This window comes from Arcobacter siniprincipis (SeqCode) (genome assembly GCF_048571125.1).
Taxonomy (GTDB): domain Bacteria; phylum Campylobacterota; class Campylobacteria; order Campylobacterales; family Arcobacteraceae; genus Arcobacter; species Arcobacter siniprincipis.
The window spans coordinates 2,617,807-2,639,104 of record NZ_CP182343.1 but is presented as its reverse complement, the minus strand read 5'-3'; the positions used below and the strand labels follow the sequence as shown (position 1 = coordinate 2,639,104).

The 21,298-nt window shown below is 27.4% G+C and carries 17 protein-coding genes; 16 read left to right on the top strand and 1 reads right to left on the bottom strand.

Annotated features, from left to right (window positions below):
* The 13 genes from ACNI3D_RS13370 (at window position 1) to ACNI3D_RS13310 (ending at window position 15,315) form a co-directional block, all read left to right on the top strand.
* Window positions 1–1,122, top strand: a complete 1,122-nt coding sequence (locus ACNI3D_RS13370) for a glycosyltransferase (protein ID WP_419767351.1) — start codon at window positions 1–3, stop codon at window positions 1,120–1,122.
* Window positions 1,115–2,140 carry a polysaccharide biosynthesis protein gene (locus tag ACNI3D_RS13365; RefSeq protein ID WP_419767350.1) on the top strand — a complete coding sequence of 342 codons (1,026 nt, stop codon included), beginning with the start codon at window positions 1,115–1,117 and terminating at the stop codon, window positions 2,138–2,140. The genes ACNI3D_RS13370 and ACNI3D_RS13365 overlap by 8 nt, the downstream gene beginning before the upstream one ends.
* The gene (wecB, locus tag ACNI3D_RS13360; protein WP_419767349.1) at window positions 2,137–3,258 is read left to right on the top strand and encodes a non-hydrolyzing UDP-N-acetylglucosamine 2-epimerase; all 1,122 of its coding nucleotides are present in this window, start codon (window positions 2,137–2,139) and stop codon (window positions 3,256–3,258) included. The genes ACNI3D_RS13365 and wecB overlap by 4 nt, the downstream gene beginning before the upstream one ends.
* 13 nt (window positions 3,259–3,271) lie before the next feature.
* Entirely contained in the window at window positions 3,272–4,177 is a 906-nt protein-coding gene (locus tag ACNI3D_RS13355; protein WP_419767348.1) for a dTDP-4-dehydrorhamnose reductase family protein, read from the top strand.
* 6 nt (window positions 4,178–4,183) lie between these two features.
* Window positions 4,184–5,389, top strand: coding sequence for a glycosyltransferase family 4 protein (locus ACNI3D_RS13350; RefSeq protein ID WP_419767347.1), 1,206 nt, complete (start codon window positions 4,184–4,186; stop codon window positions 5,387–5,389).
* A gap of 73 nt (window positions 5,390–5,462) precedes the next feature.
* Entirely contained in the window at window positions 5,463–6,341 is an 879-nt protein-coding gene (locus tag ACNI3D_RS13345; protein ID WP_419767346.1) for an NAD-dependent epimerase/dehydratase family protein, read from the top strand.
* Window positions 6,342–6,752: 411 nt separating this feature from the next.
* A complete protein-coding gene (locus tag ACNI3D_RS13340) occupies window positions 6,753–7,007 on the top strand; it encodes a Txe/YoeB family addiction module toxin (RefSeq protein WP_419767345.1) in 255 nt (84 codons plus the stop codon).
* Entirely contained in the window at window positions 7,007–7,969 is a 963-nt protein-coding gene (locus tag ACNI3D_RS13335) for an MraY family glycosyltransferase (RefSeq protein ID WP_419767344.1), read from the top strand. Before ACNI3D_RS13340 ends, ACNI3D_RS13335 begins: the two co-directional genes overlap by 1 nt.
* Window positions 7,969–9,699, top strand: a complete 1,731-nt coding sequence (locus tag ACNI3D_RS13330) for a polysaccharide biosynthesis protein (RefSeq protein ID WP_419767343.1) — start codon at window positions 7,969–7,971, stop codon at window positions 9,697–9,699. Before ACNI3D_RS13335 ends, ACNI3D_RS13330 begins: the two co-directional genes overlap by 1 nt.
* A gap of 101 nt (window positions 9,700–9,800) precedes the next feature.
* Window positions 9,801–10,538, top strand: coding sequence for an MlaA family lipoprotein (locus ACNI3D_RS13325; protein ID WP_419767342.1), 738 nt, complete (start codon window positions 9,801–9,803; stop codon window positions 10,536–10,538).
* Between the two features lie 4 nt (window positions 10,539–10,542).
* The gene (locus ACNI3D_RS13320; protein WP_419767341.1) at window positions 10,543–11,133 is read left to right on the top strand and encodes a Tgt2/MlaC family protein; all 591 of its coding nucleotides are present in this window, start codon (window positions 10,543–10,545) and stop codon (window positions 11,131–11,133) included.
* Window positions 11,133–13,592 carry an efflux RND transporter permease subunit gene (locus ACNI3D_RS13315; RefSeq protein ID WP_419767340.1) on the top strand — a complete coding sequence of 820 codons (2,460 nt, stop codon included), beginning with the start codon at window positions 11,133–11,135 and terminating at the stop codon, window positions 13,590–13,592. The genes ACNI3D_RS13320 and ACNI3D_RS13315 overlap by 1 nt, the downstream gene beginning before the upstream one ends.
* 238 nt (window positions 13,593–13,830) lie before the next feature.
* Window positions 13,831–15,315: a TolC family protein gene (locus ACNI3D_RS13310; protein ID WP_129101429.1), complete on the top strand. Its 1,485-nt coding sequence runs from the start codon at window positions 13,831–13,833 to the stop codon at window positions 15,313–15,315.
* Window positions 15,316–15,336: 21 nt separating this feature from the next.
* Here the strand turns inward: ACNI3D_RS13310 and ACNI3D_RS13305 are convergent, their stop codons facing one another.
* Window positions 15,337–16,071: a response regulator transcription factor gene (locus ACNI3D_RS13305; RefSeq protein ID WP_419767339.1), complete on the bottom strand. Its 735-nt coding sequence runs from the start codon at window positions 16,069–16,071 to the stop codon at window positions 15,337–15,339.
* 79 nt (window positions 16,072–16,150) lie between these two features.
* Between ACNI3D_RS13305 and ACNI3D_RS13300 the strand changes: the two genes are divergently transcribed.
* The 3 genes from ACNI3D_RS13300 (at window position 16,151) to ACNI3D_RS13290 (ending at window position 21,297) form a co-directional block, all read left to right on the top strand.
* On the top strand, window positions 16,151–17,623 hold the full coding sequence (locus ACNI3D_RS13300; protein ID WP_419767338.1) for a TolC family protein: 1,473 nt from the start codon (window positions 16,151–16,153) through the stop codon (window positions 17,621–17,623).
* An 88-nt stretch (window positions 17,624–17,711) separates the two neighbouring features.
* Window positions 17,712–19,865, top strand: a complete 2,154-nt coding sequence (locus tag ACNI3D_RS13295; RefSeq protein WP_419768997.1) for a type I secretion system permease/ATPase — start codon at window positions 17,712–17,714, stop codon at window positions 19,863–19,865.
* The gene (locus ACNI3D_RS13290) at window positions 19,858–21,297 is read left to right on the top strand and encodes an HlyD family type I secretion periplasmic adaptor subunit (RefSeq protein ID WP_129101425.1); all 1,440 of its coding nucleotides are present in this window, start codon (window positions 19,858–19,860) and stop codon (window positions 21,295–21,297) included. Before ACNI3D_RS13295 ends, ACNI3D_RS13290 begins: the two co-directional genes overlap by 8 nt.
* The last annotated feature ends 1 nt before the right edge of the window (window position 21,298 follow it).

Here is a 21,298-nt window from a genome sequence, read left to right as displayed (position 1 = left end):
ATGAGGATTATTATAAACACAACAAACCTAAAAGTTGGTGGGGCTTTACAAGTTGCTATCTCTTTTATATATGAATGTACTAATTTTGATGAAAATGAATATTTTGTTTTTTTATCTCCTTCTATGAGTAAAGAAATTCAACAAGAAAAATTTCCAAAAAATTTTAAGTTTTTTAAATTTAAGAATCCAAGCAGATTTATTTTTTTTGATGAAACAATTAAAAAGTTATATAAAGAAGAAGAGAGAATATCTCCAGACATTGTATTTTCGGTGTTTGGACCTACTTATTGGAAACCAAAATCGAAGCATGTAATGGGATTTGCAAATGGATTATATTTGTACTCTGAGTCACCATACTTCAGAAACTTTTCATTCTTAGAAAAAATAAAGTTTACGTTAAAAAAAGAGTATCATCGAATATTGTTGAAAAGCAATGCCGATTTTTATGTTTTACAAACAGAAGATATGAAAAAAAGATTTTCTCAATTTATAGATAAGAGTGAAACCAAAATTATAGTTGTATCAAGCAGGTATGATAAGATATTTGAAAATAAAATAGAGGATTTGAAGTTACTACCAAGAAAAAATAATAATGAATTTTGGTTTATCACAATTTCAGCTTATTACCCTCACAAAAAGTTAGATTTGATTAATGATTTGGTTCCATTGATTAAAGAAGAGCACTTAAATATCAAATTTGTATTAACATTAACTGATGAAACTGTTGAAAAGTATTTTTCTCATATAAAAGATTATATTATCAATATTGGACCAATTAAACTTGAAGAATGTCCTTATTTTTATAGTAAATGTGATGCTCTTTTTCTACCTACTTTAATAGAAAGTTTTACAGCTTCTTATCCAGAAGCAATGATTATGAAAAAACCAATTTTAACTTCTCGCTACTCTTTTGCAAAAACGGTTTGCAAAGATGCTGCACTTTATTTTAATCCTTATGATATAAACGATATAATGAAGCAAATTGAAAAAATATATAGTGATAAAAAGCTTTATGATGATTTAGTTGAAGAAGGTTTGAAAGTTGTTCAAGAGTTACCTTCTTCAAAAGAACGAGCAAATAAATATTTGAATATATGTAAAAAGGTTATAAAAAATGTTTAAAAATAAAATACTTTTAATTACAGGGGGCACTGGCTCTTTTGGAAACGCCGTTCTTCGTAATTTTTTAAATACAGATATAAAAGAAATAAGAATTTTTAGCAGAGATGAACTCAAACAAGACGATATGAGAAAAAAATATAACAATGATAAATTAAAGTTTTATTTAGGTGATGTGAGAGATGTGAATTCTTTGGATGATGCTATAAGAGGGGTTGACTATATTTTCCATGCTGCAGCACTTAAACAAGTACCATCTTGTGAGTTTTATCCAATGCAGGCAGTTAAGACTAATGTAGTAGGAACTGAAAATGTACTTAATATTGCAATCAAATATCAAGTTAAAAATATTGTAGTTCTTAGTACAGATAAAGCTGTATACCCTATAAATGCTATGGGAATAAGCAAAGCTATGATGGAAAAAGTGGCTGTTGCAAAAAGTAGAAATCTTGATGAGTCCCAAACAGTTATCTCTTGCACAAGATATGGAAATGTTATGGCAAGTCGTGGTTCTGTAATTCCACTTTTTATAAATCAAATAAGAGAAAGGAAAGATATAACAATAACAGATCCCAATATGACACGATTTATGATGAGTTTAGATGATGCGGTCGATTTAGTGATGTTTGCATTTAAAAATGCGAAAAATGGTGATATATTTGTACAAAAAGCTCCAGCTTGTACAGTTGAACTTCTTGCAAATACTTTAAAAAATATATTAGGAAAGCCTGAACATAAGATAAATATCATAGGTACGAGACATGGTGAAAAACTCTATGAAACACTTTTGACAAGAGAAGAGATGGTTCATACTCTTGATATGGGAGAGTATTACAGAATTCCTGCAGATAATCGAGATTTAAATTATGGTAAGTTTTTTGAAGAGGGTGAAGTTATAAATGAAGTTGTAGATTATCATTCTCACAATACAAAGCAACTCAATGAAGAAGAATTAAAAAGTATGCTTTTAAAACTTACTGAAATACAAGAAGACTTAAAAGAGTTTGGAGTTATCGCATGAAAACAGTGATGACAATTGTTGGAACAAGACCTGAAATTATAAAATTAAGCCGTGTAATAGCTGAACTTGAAAAATATACGAATCATATTTTAGTTCATACTGGACAAAATTATGATTATGAACTTAATGAAGTGTTTTTTAATGATATGGGGATAAAAAAACCTGATTATTTTTTAAGTGCAGCAGCAGACAGTGCAGCCCTTACCATTGCAAATGTAATAAGCACTTCTGATAAACTTTTTGAAGAGTTAAGACCAGATGCTGTTTTACTTTATGGAGATACAAATAGTTGTTTATCTGTAATTTCTGCAAAAAGAAGAAAAATCCCAATTTTTCATATGGAAGCAGGAAATAGATGTTTTGACCAAAGAGTTCCAGAAGAGATAAACAGAAAAATTGTTGATCAACTAAGTGATATTAACATGACTTTAACAGAACATGCAAGAAGATATTTAATCTCTGAGGGGCTAAGACCTGAAACAATTATAAAAACAGGCTCTTCTATGCTTGAAGTTTTAGAATATTACAAAAATGATATTAAAAACTCAAAAGTTTTAGAAAATCTAAATTTAAAACCAAAAGATTTTTTTATTGTAAGTACTCACAGAGAAGAAAATGTTGATAGTGAACAAAACTTTAGTGATTTGCTTGATTCTTTAAATGCTATTGCCCTTAAATATAAAAAAAGAATCATAGTATCAACTCATCCAAGAACTAGAAAAAAACTAGAACTTTTGGATAAAAAAGATTTTAATCCTTTAATAGAGTTTATGAAGCCACTTGGTTTTTTTGATTATATTGCTTTACAGGAAAATGCATTCTGTGCAATAAGTGATAGTGGAACGATAACTGAAGAGTCTTCAATTTTAGGTTTTCCAGCTATTACAATCAGACAAGCACATGAGCGACCTGAGGGGATGGATGAGGGAACACTTATTATGTCTGGGCTTAAAAGTGAAGATATAATTAATTCTATAGATATAGTTACAGAGCAATGTTTAGAAAAACCTATGGATATAGTAAAAGATTATGATATATCAAATGTATCAAAAAAAGTTGTAAGAATAATTGTTAGTTACATAGAGTATATCAATAGAACAGTTTGGAAAAAATATTAAAAAGGTTAGCAAAATGAAAAATGAAAGAATTTTAATACTTGGTGTGACTGGGATGCTTGGACATACTCTTTTTAAAGAGATGAGTAAAAATGATAATTTTGAAGTTTTTGGAACAACAAGAAACAAGAATAGTTTAAAAGAGTATTTTACAACAGAAGAGTTAAGTAAAATAAGAGATGGAGTAGATGCTGATAACTTTGAAACAGTAATTCGTGCAATTGCAGGAGTGCAACCAACTATTATAATAAATTGTATAGGAATTATCAAACAACTTCCTATTTCTAAAGATCCTTTAACAGCTATTACTGTAAATGCTCAATTGCCGCATAGACTTTCACTTGTAACAAGAACAGCAAATGCAAGGCTTATTCATATTAGTACAGATTGTGTATTTGATGGTAAAAAAGGTCATTATACAGAAAAAGATTTTTCAAATGCAGAAGATTTGTATGGTAAAACAAAATTTTTAGGAGAAGTTCATTATCCCCATTGCATAACACTTCGGACCTCTATTATTGGGCATGAATTAAAAACAAATTATAGCTTAGTTGATTGGTTTATGTCTCAAAAAAATGAGACAAATGGTTTTACACAAGCAATTTATAGTGGATTCCCAACTATTGAAATGGTAAATATAATATCAAATTATGTTATACCAAATAAAGAATTAAGTGGACTTTATCATGTCTCGAGCAATGCTATTTCTAAATATGAATTGCTCAATATTATTAAAGATGTATATAAAAAAGTGATAAAAATAAATGCATTTGATGATTTTGTGCTTGATAGAAGTATTAATAGTACTAAATTTAAAGAAGTTACCGGATATGTATCACCTTCATGGCAAAAATTAGTAGAAGATATGCACTATCATGTTATGAATGATGATTGTTATAAAAATAAATTTTTTAGAAAATAAACTTTTATGTCAAAAAAGATTTTAATTGTAACAGAGTGTTTTTATCCTGAAGAATTTAAAATAAATGAATTAGCTCTTGAATGGAAAAATAAAGGTTATCATGTTGATGTTTTGACAATGGTACCTTCATATCCTAAAAGTGAGATTTTTGATGGATATAAAAATAAATGGTTTCAAAAAGATAATTGGAATGATATCGCTATTTATAGAGTAAAAGCAGTTACAGGATATAAGAAAAGTTTATTTAAAAAACTTTTAAAATATTTTGCTTTTATGTTTATGGGTTCAGTAATAAGTCTGAAAATTGGGAAAAAATATGATTATATTTTTGGTTTTCAAGTTGGACCTCTTACTGGTATGGTTCCAGCAGTTATATTAAAGCAGTTTTATAAAAAGCCTGTAACTTTGTGGATTCAAGATATATGGCCTGATAGCGTATATGCTTATGGCTTTAAGAAAACAAAATTTTTAGAGTATTTTTTAAATTGTTTTGTAAAATATGTTTATAAACACGCTTCAAATTTTGCTATTTCCGCAAAAGGATTTGAACAAAAAATAATACCTTATTTAAATGATAAAAAAGAAATTATTTATGCTACAAATTGGGCTGATTATTTAAATAAAAATCTAGAAAAATTTGTATTAAGTGATGATGATAAAATACATTTTACATTTGCTGGAAATATTGGGAAAGTTCAGAATTTAGATAATATTATTTTAGCTTTTGGGAGTTCAGAGGAAAGTCTTTTGGATAAAGCTCAACTTAATATAATAGGGGATGGTTCATATTTAGAAAAACTCAAAAGTATTGTAAAAGAAAGAAAATTTAGAAATATTGTATTTTGGGGAAGAAAGCCAAGAGAAGAAATTTATAAATACTTAGAAGCAAGTGATTTATTAATAGTTTCTTTAATAAATAAAGAAATATTTTCATTAACAGTTCCTGCAAAAACACAAACATATATTGCAGCAAGGAAGCCTATCCTTGGAATAATAAATGGTGAAGCTCAAAATATTATAAAAGAAAATAATTTAGGACTAGTCGCTTCTCCAAATAATATACAAGAAATAAAATCTATTTTTAAAATTGCAATTTCATTAGATGCTCAAGATAGAAAAGCTTATAGCGAAAATTGTGAATTTCTAACGAATACAGTATTTAATAAAGGAACAATTATTAATAATTTATTAGAGTTGTTAAAAAGAGGCTAATATGGAAAAACTGTTAATCACAGGCTCAAGTGGCTTTGTAGGAAGCAAAATAATTTTGAATGGTGAATGTTAAATGTTGAATTATAAAACAACAATATTACTTACTGGTGCTAGTGGATTTGTTGGTTCTTATTTTGTTGAGAATCATAGTTCGAAATACAAGATAAAAACTTTTAATTTTAGAAATGATAAGATTGATACTTTAGATTGTACTGATGTGGATGTAGTGTTTCATCTTTCAGCTTTGGTTCATCAAATGGGTGGAGCAAATGCTCAAGAGTATGAAAGAGTCAATGTAACTCAGACTTTAGCATTAGCAAAAAAAGCTAAAGAATCAGGTGTTAAACACTTTATATTTATGAGTACTGTAAAAGTGTATGGAGAAGAGACAAATAGTAAATATATTGAGAATAGTATTTGTAATCCAGAAGATGAGTATGGAAAAAGTAAATTAAAAGCTGAGCAAGAGTTGCTAGGGCTTAGTGATGAGGGTTTAGGGTTTATGGTGTCTATAGTTCGAACTCCTATTGTCTATGGTTATGGTGTGAAAGCAAATATCAAATCTCTTGTGAAACTTGTATCTAAAATATCTATTTTACCTTTTGGAAGTATTCAAAATAAACGAAGTATGGTTTATATAGGAAATCTATGTCATTTAGTTGATGAAGTAATAAAACAAAAACAATCGGGAGTATTTTTGGCTTCTGATGATGAGCCTTTAAGTACTACAAGATTATGTGAACTAATAGCACAAAATCTTCAGAAAAAAGTATATCTTATAAAAATACCATTTTTTGAAAATTTATTAAAGCTAGTGAAACCATCATTTCACAAAAGACTTTATAGAAGTTTAGAAGTGGATAATAGTATCACAAAAGAGAGATTAAATCTATCAAACCTATATAGTGTGGAAGAGGGAATATCCTTGATGCTCAAAGATATTAGGGATTAATGTTTAGGTTTTAGGGGATAGTTTTGGAAATAAAGATAGTAAAGAGATATTTAATAAGTGCAATTTTCTAAAGTAAGGGTTGAAGAAGGGATAAGGTTAGTGTTGAATTTTAAATGATTAATTTTTAATAAAAGTATGATATAATACTGTACAATAAAATGTAAGGATATTACATGCAAGTAGTAAGTTTAACAGAAGCCAGAAATAATTTGAAAGCGTGTATAATGATCACGAAGAAGTAGTGATTCATAGAAAAGGTCATGAAAATGTAGTGATGATTTCTATGGAGTAATATAACTCTATGAAAGAAACAAACTATCTTTTAAATAGTCCAAAAAATAAAGAAAGATTACTCTCTTCTTTAAAATATGCTAGAGAAGGACAAGTGAAAGAAAAAGAGCTAATAGATTCATGAATATAACATGGACTGATGAAAGTTGGGAAGAGTATGAACAATGGCAAAAAGAAGATAAAAAGGTATTAAAAAAAATAAATAGCTTGATTAAAGACATAAAAAGAGATTTTTTTAATGAGATTGGTAAGCCTGAACCACTAAAGCATGAGCTTACAGGATGTTGGTCACGAAGGATTACAGATGAGCATAGGCTTGTCTATGAAGTGACTAAGTATAGTGTGGTAATAATTTCTTGTAGGTATCATTACTAATGTTTTATATAATTTTCTTTTCTCTTTCGTTTATTTTGACATATCTTATAAAAGAGTATGCGATAAAAAAGTCTTTAATTGCTCATGTAAATGATAGAAGCTCCCATACTACTCCTACACCTCATGGTGGAGGTATTGCTATTGCAATTACTTGGTTTATTGGTTTGATTTATTTATATTTTACAAAACAGATTGACCAAACACTTTTTTATGCACTTTTAGTTGGGATTATTATTTCTGTGGTTAGTTTTTTTGATGATTTATTTGAACTAAGTGCAAAATTAAGACTTATTGTTCAATCACTTGTCTCTTTACTTGGACTATATGCTTTAGGTGGTCTTGGAAGTCTTGATTTTGGTTTATTTTCAATAGATAATCAAATTTTTACTAATGTTTTTACTTTTTTTATGATTATTTGGTTTATAAATCTTTATAATTTTTTAGATGGTATTGATGGTTATGCTGGCAGTGAAGCTTTATTTTTAGCCCTTGCTGGGTTTGCTTTGTTTGGTGGAAATCACTTTTTAGTTTTAGCCGTTGCAGTTTTAGGATTTTTAATTTGGAACTGGCATAAGGCTAAGATATTTATGGGTGATGTTGGAAGTACTCTTTTAGGTTACAATATTGCTATATTTACTATTTATTATGCAAATAAAGAGAGTACAAACTTCTTGATTTGGGTTATTTTATTTGGAGTTTTTTGGTTTGATGCTACTTTGACACTTTATAGAAGAAAAAAAAATGGTGAAAGTTTAAGCCAAGCACACAAAAAACATGCTTATCAAAGACTTACTCAAAGTGGTTGGAGTCATAGTAAAGTAGTAATAGCATCTATCTTTATCAATATATTATTATTTGTTATTGTATACTATGTTTCAAATATTTTTTTAGCATTTATTATATCTCTTATTCTTTTGTATGCTAGTATATATTTTGTAGATAAAAAAAAGGCTTTTGAATAATGTTTACTTTAGATAAAAGAGTTTTAAATATTTTAGTAATTATAAGTTTAAGTTTTATTACATTTTATTGGACTTTTTTTATATTTCATCAAAAACCAATATTAAGTCTAATCTTTGGAGTTATTGCAATAAGAATTATTGCTTCCTTTTTGATTTATAAAGACTATTCTCTTTCATGGAGCAAATCTACTACACGAACATTTTTAATCAAAAGCATAGTTTATCTTGCTGCTTTTGTTATTTACTTGCCAATATATTATGGAGAAGTTCGATTTGCTCTTCTTGCAAGTGAGCTTTTTTTATATCTATTTTGCATAAATTTCTTAATGTATTCATATAACTATTTTGTAAATAAATGCAAGGTAATAAAAGATAAAAGAATAGTGATTTATGGAGCAGGGAAAGCTGGAACAAAATTAGGTGAAGAGTATAGAAATAGTCAATATAATATAAAATATTTTATAGATGATTCTAAAACACTTCAAAAAAGAAGTATTGATGGCATACAAATACTTTCTAAATCTAAGTTAAAAAAAATAATTCAAATGCAAAAATATGACCTTTTGGTAATAGCAATGCCAAGCGCAAGTAAAAGTAGAATAAAATTTATTTATGATGAGTTAAGTCCATATTTTAAGACGATTAAAATACTTCCATCTCTGAGTGAAATACTACAAGAAAAAGATTACTCTACTCAGCTAAAAGATATTTCTGTAGAAGATTTACTAGCAAGGCATCCAAAAGATTTGGATAAAAACAAAATTGAGAGCTTCATAAAAAATAAAGTAGTATTAATCACAGGTGCTGGTGGAAGTATTGGGAGTGAAATATCAAGACAGTGTAAAAAATTTGGTGCAAAACAACTTATTTTATTAGATCATAGTGAATTTAATCTTTATCAAATAACTGAAGAGTTAAGTAGTGACAATGTTGTTTCAGTTATGCAGACGGTTAGAAACTTTGGTTTTATTGAAAATACATTTAAAAAATACAAACCCCAAATAGTAATACATGCAGCAGCTTATAAGCATGTACCTTTGGTAGAAGATAATATTTTAGAAGGAATATCAAATAATATAATAGGAACCAAAAACTGCATAGATTTATCTATAAAATATGGGGTTGAGAAATTTGTGTTAATATCTACTGATAAAGCAGTACGTCCTACAAATGTTATGGGAACTACAAAGCGTATTTGTGAACTTTATGCCCAAAATGTGGTTTCTAATTCTACTGAAATAGTAGCTGTACGATTTGGAAATGTTTTAGGTAGTAGTGGAAGTGTTATTCCTAAATTTAAATCACAAATTGAATCAGGTGGCCCTATTACAGTAACTCATCCTGATATTACTAGATATTTCATGCTCATCCCTGAGGCCTGTGAACTTGTTCTACAAGCTGCAAGTATAGGAAAAGGCGGTGAAATATTTATATTAGATATGGGTGAACCTATAAAAATAGTTGATTTAGCTAAAAAGATGATAGAACTAAGCGGTAGAGAAAATATACAAATTGAGTATTGTGGTTTAAGGCCAGGTGAAAAGTTATATGAAGAGTTACTTATAAATGACAGTGATAAGAACACAGATTATGACTCAATTACTGTTGCAAGTTCTACATTGTTTGATATAGAGCTATTAAATAAAAAGATTGAAGAACTTTTAGTAAGCGAAGATAAAATAAAAGTATTAAAAGAAATAGTTCCAGAATTTAATCACAAGTTAAATTAAGCTTTAAAGCTTAGAAATAATTATTATAAATATCACTTTATGAAGTAATTATGAAATTTATAATATAATCGCACAATAACATAAAAGAGTAGGATAAGTATTTGAAAAAGATTATTTTTAGTTTAGTTTTATTATTAAATTTCGCATTGGCTTCCGATGATAGTGGAGCAGTAGATTTTTCTAATGAATTTAGTGAACCAAAAACTGAGATCTTTGATCCCTTAAGTGGTTATAACAGAGTAATGACTTCATTTAATGATAAAGCATATATATATGTATTTGACCCAATAACAAGAGGATATGTAAAGGTCATGCCAGAAGTTGCTAGAACTGGTGTTTCAAACTTTTTTAATAATCTTTTCTTTCCTATTCGATTTGTAAATAATTTATTGCAATTCAAGTTTTCAAATAGTGCAGAAGAATTGGGTCGATTTCTAATAAACAGTACTTTTGGATTGCTAGGTTTTATGGATCCTGCAACTACTGAACTACATTGGCAAGCACATAAAGAAGATTTTGGTCAGACTTTGGGTTTTTATGGAGTCGGTTCTGGTTTCCCACTTGTTTTACCACTTTTAGGACCTTCAAATTTAAGAGATACTTTTGGAATGGTTGCTGATGGGTATGTTTCTCCTTTAAACAACTTTGGAGATGATACTATAAAATATAAAATCCCTAATAACACTGAAGAGACTTCTTATTTGGCTATTGGAAGACATTTAAATGAAAACTCTTTTCATATTGGACGATATCAAGATATTAAAAAAGATGCAATCGATTTATATCCTTTTTTAAGAGATATTTATGAACAAAAAAGAGAAAAAGAGATTAAGGAATAATTTGATGATAGGCAATAAATTTTTAATTCTAATTTTCTCATTATTGATTCTTTCAAAGAGTTTATTTGCAATTGAAGAATCTAAAATAAAAGATGTGATGCAAGAAAAGATTGATAATGTTATATTAATTTTACAACAAAAAGATAAAACACTAAAAGAAAGAACAGATAAGATTTTTTCTATTATGGATGCTCTTTTTGATTATAATGTTATGTCTCAAATTGCATTGGGAAAAGATTGGAATAGTTTATCAAGTGATGAAAAAGCTGAATTTACAAAGCTTTTTGAAACAAAATTAAAAAACTCATATATTGATAAGCTGGATCTTTACACAAATCAAAAAATACAAATTGATGGTATAGATAAATTAAATCCCAAAAGAATTAGACTAATAACATATCTAATTGGAAAAGATGAGAAGTATGAGATAGAGTACAAATTTTATAAAAACTCAAATGATGATTGGCTTATTTATGATGTAAATATTATCGGAGTTAGTATTATGCAAACATATAGACAACAGTTTGCTGGATATTTGAAAAATAAAAGTTTTAAAGATTTATTGCTTACTTTAAATACAAAAACAAATAATTAATGAAATCATTTTTTGATAAATTTATCTTAAACAATCCTAAAAAAGTTTTAGTAGCTCTTCTTTTACTTATATCTTTTTTAGGATACTACGCTACAAAACTACAAATAGATGCCTCTTCCGAAACGCTACTTTTAGAAAATGACAAAGACCTAAAACTAACAAGAGAAGTTAATAAAAGATATAAAAATAGGGATATTTTAGTTTTAACTGTAAGTCCTAAAAATGACTTATTATCAAAGAGTAGTTTAGATTTGATAAGAGATATTTCAAGTGATTTAGAAAAACTCCCAAGAGTAGAATCAGTAACATCAATTTTAACTGTTCCTATGCTCGAATCACCTGTTAGAGAGATAAAAGACCTTGTTGATAAGGTAAATCTTTTAGAAGATAAAGATGTTGATAAGAAACTTGCAAAAAAAGAATTTCTTACAAGTCCTTTGTATAAGAATGCCCTTGTAAGTAGTGATTTTAAAACTACATCTATAGTTGTAAACTTAATTAGAGATGATGAATATTTTAACTTTTTGGATAAAAGAAATGCTCTAATAAAAAAGCAAAGAGATGGAACTATCACTACTGCTGAAACTATTGAACTTGAGAATATAAAAAATGAATTCAAAGTATATAGAGATAAACTTAGAAATGAAGAACATCAAAATATTATAGATGTAAGAGCAATAATAAAAAAATATGATAATCAAGCAACACTTTTCCTAGGTGGAACAAGTATGATTGCTAATGATGTTATTAGCTTTGTAAAAGATGATTTAGCAGTTTATGGAACTACTCTTGTATTTATTTTGATTGTTGTTTTATGGGTAATATTTAGACAAATCATTTGGGTAACTCTACCTATTTTAATTTGTATATTATCAGTTATTGCAACTTCTGGACTGCTTGGGTTGTTTGGTTGGGAAATCACTGTTATCTCATCTAACTTTATTGCCTTACAGTTGATAATTACTATTTCAATTGTGTTACATTTAATAGTTCGATATAGAGAGTTAAGCGGAAGATTTGTACATGCTAGTCAATATAAATTAGTAATTAACACAATTCTATCAAAATTAAATCCATCGTTTTTTGCAATTATCACCACTATTGCTGGTTTTGGTTCATTGGTATTTTCTGGAATTGTACCTGTTATAAATCTTGGTTGGATGATGAGTGCAGGTATTGCAATGTCTTTGTTTATTTCATTTATTGTTTTTCCAACAATTTTAATAATGAGTGAGATAAAAAGACCCCACAAAAAACTTGAAAATCATTCTTCTTTGACTTCTTTTAGTTCATATATAGTAGAAAATAAATCAAAATACATTTTTATTGGAACAGCTTTGATTATTGTTTTTAGTTTAACTGGAACTACGAAATTAAAAGTTGAGAATTCTTTTATTAATTATTTTAAAAAAGATACACAGATATACAAAGGTATGGAAGTAATTGACAAAAAACTTGGTGGAACAACACCATTAGATATTATCTTAGATTTCAAAGTTGAAAAGAAAGCTAAAAAAGAGTCTTCTTCTGATGATTTCTCTTTTGAAGATGAGTTTGAATCAACTTCAAATGATGCCCAGTATTGGTTTACAGAAGATAAGATGGCTTTGATCATGAAAGTACACAATTATTTAGAAAGCCTAGATTCAGTAGGTAATGTTCAGTCTTTAGCAACACTATTAAAAATAGGTAAAACTTTAAATAAGGGTGAGCCTCTTGATGGTTTTAAATTAGCCCTTTTATACAACAAATTGCCAAAGAAATATAAAGATTTGATTTTATCACCTTATATTGATATTGGTAAAAATGAAGCAAGATTTAGTATTAGAATAATAGACTCAAATCCAAATCTTAGAAGAAATGATTTTCTACTCAAAATAAAAAAAGATTTAAATAAAATAGTTCCACAAACTGAAGCGAGTTATAAAGTAACTGGGCTTATGGTTTTATATAATAATATGCTTCAGTCACTTTTTAATTCTCAAATCAAAACATTGGGATTTGTAATTGCTATTTTATTTTTTATGTTCATTATTTTATTTAGATCTGTAAAAGTAGCACTTATTGCTATAATTACAAATGTTGTTCCTATTGGTATTGTATTTGGAATAATGGGTTGGCTTGGTATTCCTTTAGATATTATGACAATAACAATTGCAGCTATTAGTATAGGAATTGGAGTTGATGACACTATACATTATATTCATAGATTTAAAGAGGAATTTAAAGTTGACCATGATTATATTGAAGCTATGAAAAGATCTCATGCAAGTATTGGTTATGCTATGTATTATACTACCTTAGTAGTAGTACTTGGTTTTTCTATTTTAGTTTTATCAAATCTTATACCAACTATTTATTTTGGATTATTAACTGTAATTGTTATGATTGCAATGTTATGCTCAGCTTTACTTCTTCTTCCTCGATTACTAATTATTTTCAAACCATATAGAAAATAATTAGTTTTCTATATTTCTCTTATATTTTTTCTTTTTTGATACTACTTTGATACTACTTCTAGTTATAATAAATAATTAAATTAATTTTTTATTTATTATAATTAAAGTAATTTAAATTAAAAAAAATAATTAAATTACTTATTAATTTGAAATTTTCACTATTTTTATAGTCGCAAATTGGATTTTTTAGGTTATAATAATATATATTATTATTTTACTCTACTTATAAGGAAATACTTTGCAAAATAGATTCTTTTTATTTTTAATTACAATGTTAGTTGTAAATTTAAGTTTAAATGCCGTAAGTTTAAAAGAAACAGTATCTGCTGTAATGATTAATAACCCTACTATTCAAGCAGAGTTGCAACAACAAAAAGGATACAGTAAATATGTAGATGATAGAGAGGGTAATTACTTGCCAACTTTAGATTTAGAGACATATATAGAACGATCAAGGGATAATAAAGATAGGAAGAGTTCAAATACAGATGGAGAATGGACGACACAAGATGGGATGCTAGCAACACTAATTCTAAAACAATATTTGTATGATGGAGGGATAACACCATCGCAAGTAGCACAATCAAGATACGAGGATTTGTCAAATAAATATAGAAGCTTTGATGCAATAGAATCAACAGTGTTAGAATCAATAAAAGTATATACAGATTTAGTAAAAAGTGAAGAGATATTACGAGTAACCAAAAATATGGTAAAAGTAAATGAAGATAATATGATTATAGCAAAAGAAAATGAGAAGATAAGTGGAGAGATATTAGAGACTTATCAAGTATCATCAAAATTGCATTTGGTAAAAAACAAATATATAGATGAAGAAGATAAAAAAGATACAGCAATAGCATCATATAGAAGATATGTAGGGAAAGAGCCAAAAGGAAGGGTTTGTAGACCAATAATAGATGAGAAAAAAGTACCAAAAACAATAGAAGATGCTGTGAAACGGGCAGTATTAAATAATAGTAAAATAAAAGAACAAATAGAGAAGATAAAAGCACAAAGAGAGAAGATAGCACAAGCAAAAGGGGAGTTTTTACCAAAGTTAAACTTTGAATTAAGAGCATCATATGATAAAGATATAGATTTGTTAGGAGATGGAACAACAAAAAATGTTGCAGCAAGATTGAATCTTAATTGGAATTTGTATAATGGGAATAAAAATAAAATAGCAACAGAACAAGAGAAGATATTTCTAAATGAAGAGAAGAAGAATCTTGACGATATTACAGGAGAGATAGTTTCAAATGTAAAATCATTGTATGGGAAAAATGAGAGATATAAAGCAAGAATAAATGAGATAGAAGAGTATGTAAAAGCAAATACAAATATAGTAGATATATATAAAGAGCAATTTTCAGCAGGGACAAGAACCTTTATAGATATATTAAATGCACAAGATGAGCTATTTGAATCAGTAAAAACATTAATAGAAATAGAATATAATAGAATAGTAAATTATTATCAATTGATGTACAATTTTTCATCATTGACAGATAATGTATTAGAATCAAAGAATCAAAACTGTGAAGAGATAAAACCAAGAATAATAGAGTATGAACCAGATAAACAAAATAAGAGTACACAAGAAGATTTAGATAGTTTGATAAGTGATACAGATAGTTCTATAATAGAATCATTTAAGTTATCAGAAGAGAAAAATAAAAAACATCTCAATGATGTCAAGACTGATAAACAAACTTTGTAACAAATAGTCTATAGTAGAGAATTAATTATTATAGTCTATTTTGTATCCAAATCCAGATGTATTTACAATACTATTTTTACCTATTTTTTTTCGTAATTTACTAATCAAGTTTTTTAACGCAGAATCAGTTGCATACTCTTCATCTTCCCAAATAGTAGCTTTTATTTCTTCTTGTGAAATAAGTCTTTGGTCATGAATTATTAAAAAGTCTAATAATAATATTTCATTTGATGTTAAAGGAATTGCATTTTCAATATTGTGTTTATATAACTTCTTTTCCATATAGTTATAAAAAATATCATCTTTAAATTTAAGGACATATTTGCCTTCTTCTAATATTTCAAGGGCAACTTTATGTAAGGCATTTTGAAGAACAACAAAATCAATTGGTTTTACTAAGTAATCAATCAATTTTAATCTTGTAGCTTCCAATAAATATTTTTTATCAGTTGAAGCACTTAATAAAATAGTTGGAAGTTTTGGAAACTTCTCCCTAACTATTTTAACAAAATCTATTCCATTTTGTTTTGGCAAGTTTATGTCACAAATAATTAAATCTATTTTATTGTTATTTAATATATCAAGGGCATGAACTGTATCGGGAAGATCAAAAACATTGTTTACAATAAGTTTTAATGTTTTGGATATATTCATTCTAATGTTAAGTTCATCTTCTATGTATAGGATATTTATATCTTTTAGAATTTTATCAAGTAAAATGTTATTATTGATATTATGTAACTTATTCGTAATCATTTATTAACCTAGTTTTGCTATAATTCATATTATTATATAATAAAATAAATTATATGTATGTTTTGTCTTAAGGAAATCTATGAAAAAACTTTTCTTTATTATTTTTACTTTTTCCTTATTCTTAATTGAATTAAATGCTGTAAGTTTAAAAGATACAGTATCAAAAGTTTTAATAAATAATCCAACAGTACAAGCTGAATTAGAAAATCAAAAAGGATACAGTAAATATGTAGATGATAGAGAGGGTAATTACTTGCCAACTTTAGATTTAGAGACATATATAGAACGATCAAGGGATAATAAAGATAGGAAGAGTTCAAATACAGATGGAGAATGGACGACACAAGATGGGATGCTAGCAACACTAATTCTAAAACAATATTTGTATGATGGAGGGATAACACCATCGCAAGTAGCACAATCAAGATACGAGGATTTGTCAAATAAATATAGAAGCTTTGATGCAATAGAATCAACAGTGTTAGAATCAATAAAAGTATATACAGATTTAGTAAAAAGTGAAGAGATATTACGAGTAACCAAAAATATGGTAAAAGTAAATGAAGATAATATGATTATAGCAAAAGAAAATGAGAAGATAAGTGGAGAGATATTAGAGACTTATCAAGTATCATCAAAATTGCATTTGGTAAAAAACAAATATATAGATGAAGAAGATAAAAAAGATACAGCAATAGCATCATATAGAAGATATGTAGGGAAAGAGCCAAAAGGAAGGGTTTGTAGACCAATAATAGATGAGAAAAAAGTACCAAAAACAATAGAAGATGCTGTGAAACGGGCAGTATTAAATAATAGTAAAATAAAAGAACAAATAGAGAAGATAAAAGCACAAAGAGAGAAGATAGCACAAGCAAAAGGGGAGTTTTTACCAAAGTTAAACTTTGAATTAAGAGCATCATATGATAAAGATATAGATTTGTTAGGAGATGGAACAACAAAAAATGTTGCAGCAAGATTGAATCTTAATTGGAATTTGTATAATGGGAATAAAAATAAAATAGCAACAGAACAAGAGAAGATATTTCTAAATGAAGAGAAGAAGAATCTTGACGATATTACAGGAGAGATAGTTTCAAATGTAAAATCATTGTATGGGAAAAATGAGAGATATAAAGCAAGAATAAATGAGATAGAAGAGTATGTAAAAGCAAATACAAATATAGTAGATATATATAAAGAGCAATTTTCAGCAGGGACAAGAACCTTTATAGATATATTAAATGCACAAGATGAGCTATTTGAATCAGTAAAAACATTAATAGAAATAGAATATAATAGAATAGTAAATTATTATCAATTGATGTACAATTTTTCATCATTGACAGATAATGTATTAGAATCAAAGAATCAAAACTGTGAAGAGATAAAACCAAGAATAATAGAGTATGAACCAGATAAACAAAATAAGAGTACACAAGAAGATTTAGATAGTTTGATAAGTGATACAGATAGTTCTATAATAGAATCATTTAAGTTATCAGAAGAGAAAAATAAAAAACATCTCAATGATGTCAAGACTGATAATTAAATCAGAGAAAATAATGGCGGTACAAATAAACACTAATTGTTGTATTAAACTATAACTATAATTATAAGAAAGGTCTATTTTGAGTAGCATGGAAAATGAAGAACGAGATTTAAACACTTTACAAGATCGAAGAGAAGTAGATACACTCTTAGAGTGTTTACTATTTTTGGCAAAATATTATAAAAGAGAAACTTCAGCTGGTTCTTTAAAATTTAATCTTCCTATACATAATAGATCTTTTGATTTACCTATGTTTATAAAAGCTTCTAAGAGAATTGGATTAACAACAAAAACTGTAAAAAGAGAAAATGTACAAAATCTCACAAAATTGGCATTGCCCGCAGTTTTATTATTGGAAAAGAATAGATCTTGTGTACTTTTAGATTATAATGAAAAAACATCAATTGCTAAAATAATACTTCCAGGTGTTAGTTCTGGAGAGACTGAAATATCTTTAGAAAAATTAAATTCTGAGTTTATAGGTGAAGTAATAATTATAAAACCAGAATATAATTTTAATAATAGAATAGATAAAGAAATTCTTGTAGAAACTCCAAAAGAGTGGTTTTGGGGAACATTAGCTAGAAATAAAGGTCTTTATAATCAAGTTATTTTAGTATCTTTGTTTATAAATCTTTTTATTTTAGCTACTCCTTTATTTACAATGAATGTTTATGATAGGGTTTTACCAAATAATGCTATTGATACTATGTGGGTACTTTTTATAGGCATTAGTTTTGTGATGTTATTTGATTTTATAATGAAGATATTAAGAGCATATTTTTTAGGTATTGCTAGCAAAAGAACTGATACTATTATCGCAAATAAAATATTTAACCATGTATTAAATATAAAAATTGATTCAAAACCAGCTTCAACTGGACAATTTGTAAGTAGATTACAATCATTTGAGAGTGTTAGAGAGTTTTTTACAAGTGCAACTGTTGCTGCTTTTGTGGATTTTCCTTTTGCCATATTTTTTTTAATAGTAATATTTTATATTTCAGGACCTCTTGTTTTAATTACTCTTGCAACAGTACTTCTTTCTATTGGAACATCTTGGTATATGCAAAGACCACTAAAAACCATAATTGAAAAATCAGTAAAAGAAGAACAAATAAAACAAACAACACTTATAGAAACAGTTACTGGACTTGAAATTATTAAAAGTGTGAAAGCACAAAATAGAATGAGAACAAATTGGGATCAAAGTGTTGGAAAAACAGTACATTTTGCAGATAAAGGTCAGTTTTTATCTCAAAGTATCACTTTCTTTACAGCCTATATAGCGCAGTTCTCAAATATAGCGATTGTTGCAGGTGGAGTTTATTTAGCAAGTGAAGGTGATATAACAATGGGTGCAATCATTGCTTCTATGATGTTAAATGGTCGAACAATAGCACCTGTCTCACAATTAGTTTCTTTAATAATGAGATACGATAAAACAATGCTTTCCTTGAATAATTTAGATGAAATCATGAAAATGCCAGTTGAAAAAGAAAATAAGAATTATATTAGTAGACCTAATTTAAATGGTAATATAGAATTTAAAAATGTCGATTTTTCATATAAACAGAGTAAATACAAGATACTAAATAATCTTAATATGACAATTAAAAAAGGTGAAAAAGTAGCAATATTAGGAAAAATTGGTACTGGAAAATCTACTTTATTAAAACTTATCATGAATTTATATGAGCCAACAAATGGTTCAATACTTGTCGATGAAGTAGATGTTAGACAAATAGATCCTATTGATTTAAGAAGTTCAATTGGAGTAGTTCCTCAAGAACCATTTTTATTTATGGGAACTATTAAAGATAATATAACAATTGGTGAACAATATGTATCTGATGAGGAGTTAATATCTGTGTCAAAGATTGCAGGTCTTGATGAATTTCTAGGTAAACATGAAGCTGGTTTTGATTTAATGGTAGGTGAAAGAGGTGATGGATTAAGTGGAGGAGAAAGACAAAGTGTAACTTTGGCAAGAGCACTTATTTCCGATCCAAATATATTGATGTTAGATGAGCCAACAAACTCAATGGATAGTCAAACTGAAAAAGCTTTTATTAAAAAATTAAAAAATATTATACAAGATAAGACTGTAATTATAGTTACTCACAAAACTTCAATATTGGATCTTGTTGATAGGGTTATTGTGTTAGATAATGGGAATATTGTTTTTGATGGGCCTAAAGAAGGTCTATATAAATCAAATAAAGGTGGCAAAAATGAGTAAAGTTAGATTATTATTGTCGCAAGTAATTAACGTAAAAGACCTAAGTGGTAATGTTTCTGGGTGGTTTAAAAGACTTTATGGACTAGAAGATAATGAAACAAAAGATTTAGAATTTATATATACAAGTTATTCAAATGCAAATGAAAGTCCAACAAAGTTTGCAAATATACTTTTTTTATTTATTATATCATTATTTACTATTGCTATTATTTGGGCAGCCTTTGCTGAAATAGATGAATTGGCAAGGGGACAAGGAAAAGTAATTCCCACTGATAAAATACAAAAAATACAGTCACTTGATGGTGGTATTATTTCAGAAATTTTAGTAAAAGAGGGGCAAATTGTAAAAAAAGGTACTCCTTTGATGAAAATTGATACAACAAGATTTCAAGCAACTTTAGAAGAGAGTAAACAAGAGTATTTAAGTTTACTTGCTGTGAAAGTAAGATTAGAAGTTGAATCAAATATTGATATAAATAAAGAATTACCAACTTTAGTTTTTCCAAAAGAAGTTATGAATGATCCTTCTAGATATGATATTTTAGAAAAAAGATTGTTAATAAATAGATTTAATGAACTAAAATCGTCTGTAAAAGTATTGGAAAATCAAGCAGGACAAAAAGAGCAAGAATTAAAAGAAATAGAAAATACAATCAAAAATTTGAGTAAAAGTTATAACATAATAAAAGAACAAAGGCTTACTATTCAAAGATTAGTAAATAGAGGTGTTAAATCAAAATACGATTTACTTGATGTAGAAAAAGAGTATAACAAAACAACAGGTGATTTGGAAGCTGCCTTATTATCTGTAAAAAGATCAAAATTAGCAATTGAAGAAGCTAAAAGCAGAATGACAGAAAAAATCAATACTTTTAAGGCAGAATCTTCTAAAAAACTCCAAGAGACGGCAAGTTTAATTAATAAATTTGAAGCAAAAATGGTAGGAGATAAAGATAAAGTTGCAAAGACAATTCTTACTTCACCTGTTGATGGAATTGTGAAACAACTTTATTATAATACGATTGGAGGTGTTGTTCAATCAGGTGTTGATCTTATAGAAATTGTTCCAGAGAGTGATGTTTTAGTAGTAGATGCTAAAATTGATCCCAAAGATATTGCTTTTATTAATCCAAGTCAAAAGGCAATAGTAAAAATTACTGCTTATGATTTTTCTATTTATGGTGGACTTGAAGGTAAGATTATTGAGATATCTGCTGATAGTATTATAGATAAAGAATCAAAAGAAGGGAAAAGTTATTATAGAGTTTTAATAAAAACAAATAAAAATTATCTTGAAAGAAATGGGATAAAACTCCCTATCATACCAGGGATGGTTGCTACAGTTGATATTATTACAGGTAAAAAAACAATACTTGATTTTATTTTGAAACCTATATTGAAAACAAAAGATAATGCATTACATGAAAGATAAA